This is a genomic window from Kitasatospora sp. NPDC001539 (genome assembly GCF_040298565.1).
Taxonomy (GTDB): domain Bacteria; phylum Actinomycetota; class Actinomycetes; order Streptomycetales; family Streptomycetaceae; genus Kitasatospora.
The window spans coordinates 25713-36307 of the sequence record NZ_JBEPAK010000042.1; the positions used below are offsets into that span (position 1 = coordinate 25713).

General features: G+C 71.4%; 9 protein-coding genes. 3 read left to right on the forward strand and 6 right to left on the reverse strand.

Going from position 1 to position 10595, the window contains the following annotated elements:
* Positions 1-69: 69 nt before the first annotated feature.
* Positions 70-882 (reverse strand): phosphatase PAP2 family protein, encoded by an 813-nt coding sequence (locus tag ABT247_RS10050; RefSeq protein WP_350740827.1) that lies wholly within the window; start codon positions 880-882, stop codon positions 70-72.
* Positions 883-1318: 436 nt separating this feature from the next.
* Between ABT247_RS10050 and ABT247_RS10055 the strand changes: the two genes are divergently transcribed.
* On the forward strand, positions 1319-2290 hold the full coding sequence (locus tag ABT247_RS10055; protein ID WP_350740829.1) for a sigma-70 family RNA polymerase sigma factor: 972 nt from the start codon (positions 1319-1321) through the stop codon (positions 2288-2290).
* A gap of 149 nt (positions 2291-2439) precedes the next feature.
* Positions 2440-2727, forward strand: coding sequence for a hypothetical protein (locus ABT247_RS10060; RefSeq protein WP_350740831.1), 288 nt, complete (start codon positions 2440-2442; stop codon positions 2725-2727).
* 75 nt (positions 2728-2802) lie between these two features.
* Here the strand turns inward: ABT247_RS10060 and mscL are convergent, their stop codons facing one another.
* The 5 genes from mscL to ABT247_RS10085 all read right to left on the reverse strand — a co-directional run bounded on the left by mscL (position 2803) and on the right by ABT247_RS10085 (position 7570).
* On the reverse strand, positions 2803-3219 hold the full coding sequence (gene mscL / locus ABT247_RS10065) for a large conductance mechanosensitive channel protein MscL (RefSeq protein WP_350740833.1): 417 nt from the start codon (positions 3217-3219) through the stop codon (positions 2803-2805).
* Between the two features lie 30 nt (positions 3220-3249).
* Entirely contained in the window at positions 3250-3525 is a 276-nt protein-coding gene (locus ABT247_RS10070) for a hypothetical protein (RefSeq protein ID WP_350740835.1), read from the reverse strand.
* Between the two features lie 314 nt (positions 3526-3839).
* A complete protein-coding gene (locus ABT247_RS10075; RefSeq protein ID WP_350740837.1) occupies positions 3840-4163 on the reverse strand; it encodes an FmdB family zinc ribbon protein in 324 nt (107 codons plus the stop codon).
* Between the two features lie 126 nt (positions 4164-4289).
* Positions 4290-5657: an MFS transporter gene (locus ABT247_RS10080; RefSeq protein ID WP_350740839.1), complete on the reverse strand. Its 1368-nt coding sequence runs from the start codon at positions 5655-5657 to the stop codon at positions 4290-4292.
* Positions 5658-6085: 428 nt separating this feature from the next.
* Entirely contained in the window at positions 6086-7570 is a 1485-nt protein-coding gene (locus tag ABT247_RS10085; RefSeq protein ID WP_350740841.1) for a potassium/proton antiporter, read from the reverse strand.
* 273 nt (positions 7571-7843) lie between these two features.
* On the opposite strand from ABT247_RS10085, the gene ABT247_RS10090 reads away from it, so the two are divergent.
* A complete protein-coding gene (locus ABT247_RS10090; RefSeq protein ID WP_350740843.1) occupies positions 7844-10564 on the forward strand; it encodes a penicillin acylase family protein in 2721 nt (906 codons plus the stop codon).
* Positions 10565-10595 lie beyond the last annotated feature (31 nt).

The window sequence follows — 10595 nt, forward strand, 5'->3', positions numbered from 1 at the left end:
ACGGCGCCGCAACTCGCAGGCCCCCGTCCGGCTCGGACGGGGGCCTGCGGCGTTGCCGGCCGGGGGCCGTCAGCGGACGGGTTCGTCCGGGCGGTCGACGGGGTCGCCGAGCTCCGCGTCCTCGGCGCGCGGCGGACGGACGTAGGGCACGATGACCCGCTGGACGCGGGGGCGGGTGAGCCAGTTGACCCGCCGTACGTCCCTGGCCAGGGCGCCCGGCCGCCAGAGCTCGATCAGGGCGGTCACCACGCCCAGGACGACGCCGGCGGCCAGCCAGCCGGCCAGGACGTCGCTGGGCCAGTGCACCCCGAGGGCGACCCGGGTCCAGCCGATGGTGAGCACCGTGCCCGCGGCCACCGCGCAGGCGGCCGTCCGGCCTCGGCGGTGGACCCGGTACCAGACCAGGCCGACCAGGACGGCACAGGTGATCGCCGAGGCCATCGCGTGCCCGGAGGGGAAGGCTGGACCGCCGGCGTGCGAGACCGGGTCGCCGAAGGCGGGGCGTTGGCGGCCGACGGCCAGCTTCAGCGCCCACTGGGCGCCCCACCCGACCAGCGCCTGGGCGGCCACCCAGCCGGCCAGCGTCCTGGCCCCGATCAGCAGGAGCCAGGTGGCCGCGAGGCCGAGGAGGACACGCATGGTGACGGGCCCGCCGATGTCGGAGAGGGTCTGCACCGAGGCGGTCCAGATCCGGTGCTCCCGTGCGTAGATGTGGAGTTCGGTGACCCAGTCCTGGTCGAACTCGTGCAGAGGGTGCCAGTGGCCGGTCACCAGCACCGCCAGGAGGCCGAACAGCGCGGCACAACCCAGCGCGACCGCGGCGTCCCGGAGGAGGCCGCGGTGACGCTCGGTAGCGGAGGTCGTGCTGTTGGTCAGGTGCATGCCTGACACCTTCCCAGCGCGCCGCGCCGATGGGGAGCTGGGGCGATAGCGATTTGGCATCTTTTGTGAGGAGGACCTGCGTGCGCCGGGGTGTGAGCGCGGGCGGAAGGCGGGGCGCACGGGAACGTACGCGCCCGCTCGCCGGTTCAACGGTCAGGCGGCTTTTCTGTGTGGGGCCGGTGAAGGCGTGCTCCGCTTCGATCGGTCCGGGTAGTCGCGTACGGGCGCGGACCGTGGCTGAACGGTCGCGGACCGTCAGAACCGAAGTGAAAACCGGCAGGATACTGCATCGCCGGGAAGAATCTGAGTGACTTGGGAATGTTGTCCGGATTCTGTTCGTTGGATCGTTACGTGTGAGCCCCCGTAGGGCCCGCACTTCTTGCCCCCGCGGGGCAGGGCAGGCAGACCTCGGCAACACCAGTCAAAGGGAGCAAGCATGGCCACCCGTGCCGTCGTTCGCGACAGGGCCGACCGGAGTCGCGCGGCCCGCCCGACCAACCTCGAGGCCGACCGCGACCTGGTCGGCATGTACCTCGACGAGATCGCCAGGACGCCCCTGCTCGACGCCGCCGAGGAGGTCGAGCTCTCGCTGCGGATCGAGGCCGGCGTGTACGCCCAGCACCTGCTGGACGAGGACCAACTCCCGGACGGCGTCACCCGTGAGGAGCTGGAGGCGATAGCCGAGGACGCGGAGCGCGCCAAGGACGTCTTCATCCGCTCCAACCTCCGCCTGGTGGTCGCGGTCGCACGCCGCTACCCGCGCAGCGGCCTTCCGCTGCTGGACCTCATCCAGGAGGGCAACGCCGGCCTGGTGCGCGCCGTCGAGAAGTTCGACTACGCCAAGGGCTTCAAGTTCTCCACCTACGCCACGTGGTGGATCCGGCAGGCGATCACCCGCTCCATCGCCGACCAGTCCCGGACGATCCGGCTGCCCGTGCACCTGGTCGAGGAGCTCGGCCGGATCCGGCGGGTGCAACGGGAGAAGTCCAAGGAGCTGGGCCGCGAGGCCGAGCCGGCCGAGATCGCGGCCGAGCTGGACACCACCGAGGCCCGGATCAAGGACGTGCTGGACTGGGCGCGCGACCCGGTCAGCCTCAACATGTCGGTCGACGACGAGGGCGAGACCCAGTTCGGCGACCTGGTCGAGGACACCGGGGCGACGTCCCCCGAGGACGCCGTGATGGTCATGCTCCGCCGCGAGGAGCTGGACGACCTGATCGGTCGGCTGGACGACCGCACGGCCTCGATCATCCGCTCCCGGTACGGCATGGAGGACGGTCGCGAGCGCACCCTCACCGAGGTGGGCAAGCAGCACGGCCTCACCCGCGAGCGGATCCGCCAGATCGAGAAGCACGCGCTCGCCGAGCTGAAGAAGATCGCCGACCACGCGGGCTTCGAAGCCGCCTGACGTACCCGGCGCAACGGCCACGGACGACCGAGCCGACTGCCCCTCCCGGGCCCGGATGCGGAACTCCCGCACCCGGGCCCGCGGCGTGCCACGGGGCTCCTACGCTGGAGGGACAGGACGGCGCGAAGGCGAGCAGGGGAGTGGACAAGGTGAGCGAGCAGGAACAGGGCGTGCAGGGACGGAAGGGGAACGGCGGGCAGGTCCAGGGCGAGCACGATCGGCAGGGGCAGGACGCGAGCGGCCGGGCGGCGGGCCAGGAGTCGACGGACCGACGGGCGGCCGCCGCCAAGAGCCGGCTGGACTTCCGCGACCCCTTCGACCAGCAGTCCCGGGACGACACCGACGCCGGCTGGGGTGAGCGCCCCGGGACGGGGGAGAGCGGTGGACGGGGCCTGGACTGGTACCTCAGCCAGCGCCCCCCGCACCACGGGGACTGAGACGGCACGGACGGACCTGCCGCCGGACTGACGGAACGCGGGATCGACGGAACGCGGGATCGGGGGAGCGCGGGACTAACGTGCCGTGACCAGCGCGTCGCGGATCTCGGTCAGCAGTTGGACCTCCTTGGCCTCGGCCTCCGCCGCCTCCTCGGCGGCGGACTTGCGGCGGGCCGCCATCCGGTTCATCGGCACGATCAGCACGAAGTAGACGACGGCCGCAGTGATCAGGAACTGCAGGGCGGCGCTGAGCACCGATCCCCACAGGATGAGGATTCCGGACGTGACCTCACCGGTGGAGCTGACCTCGCAGGGCCCCTTGAGGCAGGAACTGTAGGACGCCAGGTCCTTCGTGCCGAAGACCCCCACGATCGGATTGATCACGCCCTTGACGAAGGCGTTGACGATGTTGGTGAAGGCCGCGCCGATGACCACGGCGACGGCGAGTTCGACGACATTTCCACGCAGCAGGAATTCCTTGAAGCCTTTCATGCCGCCTCGAACGACGAAGTCGTTCCTGGGTTACGGGTGGTCTTCGGCGATCCCGGATTGACAACCCGTACGGCTCACGGAGCCCCCGGGCGGAGGCAGTCCGGCTCCGGCCCGCGCCGGCCCGAAGGCCAGCGCCGCCGCCACCGCGAGCAGCACCAGCGCGGGCACTCCGGCCCGCCGCCGGACGGCGCGACGCCAGCGGTACCACCCGCCGCAGCCGCGCCGGATCGGCGGGAAGCTCGGCAGCTCCAATCGGGGCGGCACGGTGGGGGCGGGCAGCGGGACGGACGGGCTCACGGTCGTCATCGAGGTCACCTCCGGACTCGGTCGGTCGGTTTCGGTGAACCACACGATGCGCGTCCCGGGCGCGGACGGAAATCCCTTTCCCGCAGCCTGTGGATAACCCCGCCCCTGTGGATAGATTCGTACGCCCGAACGAGTGAGACCAGCCTCCCCGCGCTGACGGAAGCCCCGTGCTGACCGCCTGACGGAACCCCCGTGCTGACGGAACGCGGCCGGCCCGGCCAGGGAAAAGGCGAAAGGCCCGCCGCCCCGCACGAAGCGGGGCCGACGGGCCTTCGCGAAACTTCCGGACGGAACGCCGCGGGGCGGCGCCGAGATCAGCTCGCGGCCGCAGCCGGGCTGCTGGAGGAGCTCGACGAGCTGGACGAGCTCGAGGAGCCGGAAGAGGACGACGACGAGCTCGAACCCGACGACGACGTCGAGGAGCCGGAGGACGCACTGCCGCCCACCGAGCTGCTGGAGGACGAGCGGCTGTCGGTCCGGTAGAAGCCCGAGCCCTTGAACACGACGCCCACGGCCGAGAAGACCTTGCGGAGCCGTCCCTGGCATTCGGGGCACGTGGTCAGCGCCTCGTCGGTGAACTTCTGCACCGCCTCCAGGCCGTTGCCGCACTCGGTGCACTGGTACTGGTACGTGGGCACTTGTCTTCCTCCTGGCACTCTCGCCTGATGAGTGCTAACGATGGTCAATGATGCGGCATTCCGCTGGATCAGTCCAGCGACTCCGGTGTGACGTGAGCCGGTGCCGGACCACCGCCGTCCGCCCGTTCAGCCCTTGGCGGCGCCGACCAGCTGCGCCGCGCCGCCGCGCTCGCCGGATCCGGCGACCACGCGGCCGGGTCCGCCCGGCGCCACCAGCAGGTGCCGCATCGACACCAGCGCGAGGAGCCCCAGCCCGGCGCCGATCACCGGCACCAGGAACCCGACTGAGGGCCCGTGGCCGTCGATCAGCTTGCCCGCGGCCATCGAGCCGACCGCCAGCCCCAGTCCGATCGCACCGGTCAGCCAGGTGAAGGCCTCCGTCTTGGCACCGTCCGCGACCAGCGTCTCGACCAGGGTGTAGCCGCTGATCAGGGTGGGCGCGATGGCCAGACCGCAGACCAGTCCGGCCACCGTCAGCGCGATCAGGTTCGGCATCGCCCACAGCACCGAGCAGCCCAGCACCAGCAGGGTGTAGCTCATGACCATCCGCTGCTGGACCGGCCGCCGCCAGGCGATCACGCCGTACAGCACACCGGCCAGCATCGAGCCGCCCGCGAAGATCCCGTACACCGTGCCGCCGGCGTCGTGATGGCCGACCGAGTCGGCGAAGGCGTTCACCGACACCTGCATGCCACCGAACACCGCGCCGACCCCGAGGAAGGCCCCGACCAGCAGCCGGACGCCGGGCGAGGCGAGTGCCGAGGCGCGCCGCGCACCCGGCTGGGGAACGATCCGGGCCGGGGCGGTGCGCCGCTGGGCGGCGAAGGCGAGGCCGCCGACCAGGGTCAGCGAGGCCTCGGCGACCAGTGAGGCCGCCGGGCTGACGAAGGCGGCGATGTTGGCGGCCAGGATCGGGCCGATCACGAAGGTGAACTCGTCCGTCACGGACTCGAAGGCGAACGCGGTGCTCACCTTGGCCGCGGCCGTCGGGGAGGCGCCCTCCGCGGTGAACTTGGCGACCCAGCGGGCCCGGACCATCGCGCCGATCTGCGGCACGCTCGCCCCGGCGGGGACGGCGGCCAGGTACAGGCTCCAGGCCGGTGCGTGGCCGAGGGCCAGGGCGATCAGCAGCGCGACCGAGGCCGCGTGCACCAGCACCGTCGGGACCAGCACGGCGGCCTGGCCGTACCGGTCGGCCAGGCGCCCGGTCTGCGGCCCGATCAGGGCCTGGGAGACCGCGGCGACGGCGGTGACCGTACCGGCGGTGCCGTACGAGCCGTGGGTCTGGGTGACGAGCAGCAGGATGCCCATGCTGAGCATCGCGTACGGCAGTCGCGCGACCAGGGCGGGGGACAGGAACGTCCAGGCGCCGGGCGTGCGCAGCAGTTCCCCGTACCCGACCCGGGCGGGGGCGTCGGTGGCGGTTTCCACGGTGTCGGCCGCGGTCTCGGGGGTGCTGTCCGCGGCGGTGTCGACCGTTCGGCGGGCCGTCACGGTCGGTCCTTCCTGCTGCCTGGTAGCGCGGCAGGGCATGGGGTGGCCCCGACGGCGCCGAGAGTCGTCCTCTCGCGCGTCGACCGGGGTAGATACCGGGTCGGCCGGGCCTGGTGGGCCGGGGCCGGACCGCGGCCGCCGAGCGGTCGCGCCAACTCTGCGTCAGGCAGATGCTGGGGGTGGTCTAGCGGTGGTTATACGGCGTAGTCGAACCAGCATACAGTTACGCGCGTAGACTCCGCCAGGCCACCCCAGGAATCCCAGCCGCCCCACGCCGCCCGGGCGCGCCGGACCGCCCCGGACCGCCCCAACCGCCCGGACCGCCCCAACCGCCCCAGGCGCTCCAGATCGCCCCCCGGCCGCGCCCCGGCCGCCGCCCCGCCCCCGCGCCCCGGCCCCGCGTCCGCCCCGAGACCGGCGCGGCGGCCTCAGCGCCCGTACAGCCAGCCCGCCAGCTTGCCCCCCTTGTCCACGGCCCGCAGCCGCCGCTCCGCCGCCTCGCTGACCTCGTCCGTGGTGACCACCAGCAGCTCGTCCCCGCCGCGCAGCACCGTCGCCTTGTCCGGCACGAAGGAGTTGCCCTCCCGCACCACCAGGGTGACCGCCGCCCCCTTGGGCAGCCGCAGCTCGCTGACCTCCACGCCGGCCATCCGCGAGGCCGGCGACAGCGCGACCGACAGCAGGTGTCCGTGCAGCTTCTCCAGCGGGGCGGACTCGATGCCGAGGTCCTGGCCCAGCGCGCCCTCGCCGATCCGCAGCCGCTTGGCCACCCAGGGCAGCGTCGGCCCCTGGAGCATGGTGAAGACGACGACCAGGATGAAGACGATGTTGAACACGTCCTCGGCCTTGTGGGCGCCGGAGACCACCGGGATGGTGGCCAGCACGATCGGCACCGCCCCGCGCAGCCCGGCCCAGCTGAGCAGCGCCTGCTCGCGGCCGGGCACCTTGAACGGGGTCATGGTGAGCACCACCGAGAGCGGCCGGGCGAGGAAGACCAGCACTCCGCCGACCACCAGCGCGGGCACCACCGCGTCGCCCATGCTCTCCGGGGCGGAGAGCAGTCCGAGCAGCACGAACATGCCGATCTGCCCGATCCAGGCCAGCCCGTCCGCGAAGCCGCGCACGGCCGGTCCGTGCGGCAGCTTGGAGTTGCCGAGGATCACCGCGCAGACGTAGACGGCGAGGAAGCCGGAGCCGTGCAGCAGCGCGCCGCCGGCGTAGGCGAGCACGGTCAGCGCCATCACGGCGATCGGGTAGAGGCCGGAGGAGGGCAGCGCGACGTGCTTGACGCCGTACGCGCCGAGCTTGCCGACGGCGAGGCCGACCGCCGCGCCGATCGCCAGCTCGGCGACGATCGTGCCGATCATGACGTACCAGGGGTCCAGCTCCCCGGTGGTGGCGAAGGCGACGACGAGGATGACCACCGGCGCGTCGTTGAAGCCGGACTCGGCCTCCAGCAGGCCGGTGAGCCGGTGCGGCAGCGGGACCGTCCGCAGCACGGAGAAGACGGCGGCGGCGTCGGTGGAGGAGACGATCGCGCCGAGCAGCAGGGAGGTCCGCCAGTCCAGGCCGACCAGCCAGTGGGCACCCGCCGCGGTGACGAACACGCTGACCCCGACGCCGAAGGTGGCGAGCGCGGTGGCCGCCGGCATCATCGGTCTGACGTCGCGCCAGCTGGTCTTGAGGCCGCCCTCGGCCAGGATCACCACGAGCGCCGCGTAGCCGAGCACCTGGGTGAGCTCGGCGTTGTTGAAGGTGACGCCGATTCCGTTCTGGCCCAGCGCGACGCCGATCCCGAGGTAGATCAGCAGACTCGGCAGCCCTGATCGGGTCGAGAACCGCACGGCGACGACCGCGACGAGGAGGATCACGGAGGCTTCGAGGAGGAGCTGGTTCAGATGGGCGACGTTCACGCAGTGGCACCTCGGGCAGGCATGGGCGGGCGGGGTGTCTGGCGGTGCTGAGGATGTTCGATGAGCAGGGAGAGGGTGCGTCGAGCACCGGGACCGCTAAGAAGGCGTCAATGCTCCTGTTGCGGATCGTTACTCATTCTAACATTTTGCCATATCTTTAGCTTGGTCCCCCGTTCACGGCGCTCCGCCGACTCGGCCTAATGTGGTGCCCTGTCACGGCCGCAGGCCCTGGACACGCCCGCCCGCCCCGAAGTCAGGACCGCAAGGACCCAGATGCCCCGCTCGAAGAAGTTCCGGCGCGCCCGTCTGATCGTGATCGTGCTGGTCGTGCTGCTGGTGGCCGGAGTCGGCTACGGCGGCTACCGCGGGGTCACCGCGGTCCGTGCCTCCTTCCCGGAAGTGGACGGCAGCGTCAAGGTGGCGGGCCTGAGCGCGCCGGTCGACGTCAAGCGGGACGCCAACGGCATCCCGCAGCTGTACGCGGACACCGCCGAGGACCTGTTCCGCGCCCAGGGCTACGTCCAGGCGCAGGACCGCTTCTGGGAGATGGACGTCCGCCGCCACATCACCGCCGGCCGGCTGTCCGAGATGTTCGGCGACGGCCAGGTCGACACCGACGCCTTCATCCGCACCATGGGCTGGCGGCAGGTGGCGCAGAAGGAGTTCGACACCAAGCTGTCGCCCGAGACCAAGAAGTACCTCCAGGCCTACTCGGACGGCGTGAACGCCTGGCTCGCCGAACACCCCGGCGGTGAGAAGGCCTCGCTGGAGTACGCCCTGCTCGGCGTCGTCAACAGCGGCTACAAGCCCGAGCAGTGGACCCCCGTCGACTCGGTGGCCTGGCTCAAGGCGATGGCCTGGAACCTCTCCGGGAACCTCCAGGAGGAGGTCGACCGCTCGCTGCTGGCCCAGGACTTCGGGCCGGACAAGATCGCCGAGCTGTACCCGGAGTACCCGTACTCCCGCAACGGCACCATCGTGAAGACCGGCACCGTCTCCGGCGACACCTACCGCCCCGCCGACGGCTCCACGCCGTCCGGCGCCGCCCCCGGCAGCGCCACCGCCCAGGGCGCGGCCACCACCAAGGCGCTGATGCAGGGCCTCACCGACCGGATCGACGCGATGCCGCAGCTGCTCGGCCGCCCCGGCCAGGGCATCGGCTCCAACTCCTGGGTGGTCGCGGGCTCGCACACCACCACGGGCAAGCCGCTGCTGGCGAACGACCCGCACCTCGGCCCCGGCCTGCCCTCGGTCTGGTACCAGATGGGCCTGCACTGCCGGACCGCCTCGCCCGCCTGCCAGTTCGACGTCTCCGGCTTCACCTTCGCCGGCATGCCCGGCGTGGTGATCGGCCACAACAAGGACATCGCCTGGGGCTTCACCAACCTCGGCGCCGACGTCACCGACCTCTACCTGGAGAAGGTCACCGGACCGGACACCTACCAGGTGGACGGCAAGGACGTGAAGTTCGACCTGCGCAAGGAGACCATCAAGGTCGCCGGCGGCGAGGACCGCACCATCACCGTCCGCACCACCCAGACCGGCGCCCCGCTCATCTCCGACCAGAGCACCGAGCAGCAGAACGTCGGCAGGTACGCCCCCAACGGCAGCTCGGCGCCCGACCGCGGCACCGGCGGCTACGGCGTCGCCCTGCAGTGGACGGCGCTCAGCCCCGGCAAGACCATGGACGCCGTGTTCGAGCTGGACCGGGCCCGCAACTGGGACGACTTCCGCAGCGCCGCCAAGGACTTCGCCGTCCCCGCGCAGAACCTGATCTACGCCGACGCCAAGAACATCGGCTACCAGGCCCCGGGCGTCATCCCGGTGCGCGGCAAGGGCGACGGCTCCATGCCCGCCCCCGGCTGGGACTCCACGTACCAGTGGAAGCCGGACCCGGTCCCGTTCACCGCGCTGCCCTGGAGCCTCAACCCGTCCTCGGGCTACATCGTGACCGCCAACCAGGCCGTGGTGGACCAGGGTTACAAGTACTCCCTGACCAAGGACTGGGAGTACGGCACCCGGGCCAAGGAGATCACCGACCAGATCGAGGGCCTGCTCAAGAACAACGGCAAGATCTCGCCGGACGACATGCAGAACCTGCAGCTGGACAACACCAGCATCATGGCCAAGACGCTGGTCCCGCTGCTGCTCAAGCAGCAGATCGACGACCCGTACGTGCGCGAGGCCCAGGACCTGCTCAAGGACTGGAACTACCACCAGGACGCCGACTCGGCCGCCGCCGCCTACTACAACGGCGTCTGGCGCAACCTGCTCGGCCTCGCCTTCGGCCAGAAGTTCCCGGCCGACATCCGGGCCAAGGACAACTGCCTGCTGGTGCGCCAGCAGGACGACCCGACCAAGCCGGACAGCTCCAGCAGGATCGTCACCCAGTGCGGCACCCGAGACCCGGGCAAGGCCCAGCCGGACGGCGGCGACCGCTGGACCGAGGTGGTCCGCGCCCAGCTCGACAAGCCCGACAGCTCGTGGTGGACGTACATCGACTCCCAGCACAAGGAGCAGAAGGGCCTGGACAACCTGCTCAAGGAGGCGATGAAGAACGCCCGGCAGGACCTGACATCGCTGCTCGGCAAGGACGTCTCCACCTGGAGCTGGGGCCGCCTGCACAAGCTGGAGCTGCGCGAGCAGACCCTCGGCACCGACGACTCCTCGATCGCCTCCGGCGTCGTCCACAAGCTGCTCAACCGCGGCCCCTACCGCCTCTCCGGCGGCTCGGCGGCGGTCGACGCGGCGGGCTGGAACGCGGCGGCCGGCTACCAGGTGGACTGGATCCCGTCGATGCGCATGGTGGTCGACCTCAACGACCTGGACTCCTCGCGCTGGGTCAACGTTGGCGGCGCCTCCGGCCACGCCTTCAACGACAACTACAACGACCAGACCGACCTCTGGCTCAAGGGCAAGCTGCTGACCTGGGCCTTCACTCCGGACGCGGTGGAGAAGGCGACCAAGCACAAGCTGGTGCTCGCCACCGGCTGACGGTCCGCAGCACGGCGCCGGACCGGCGGCC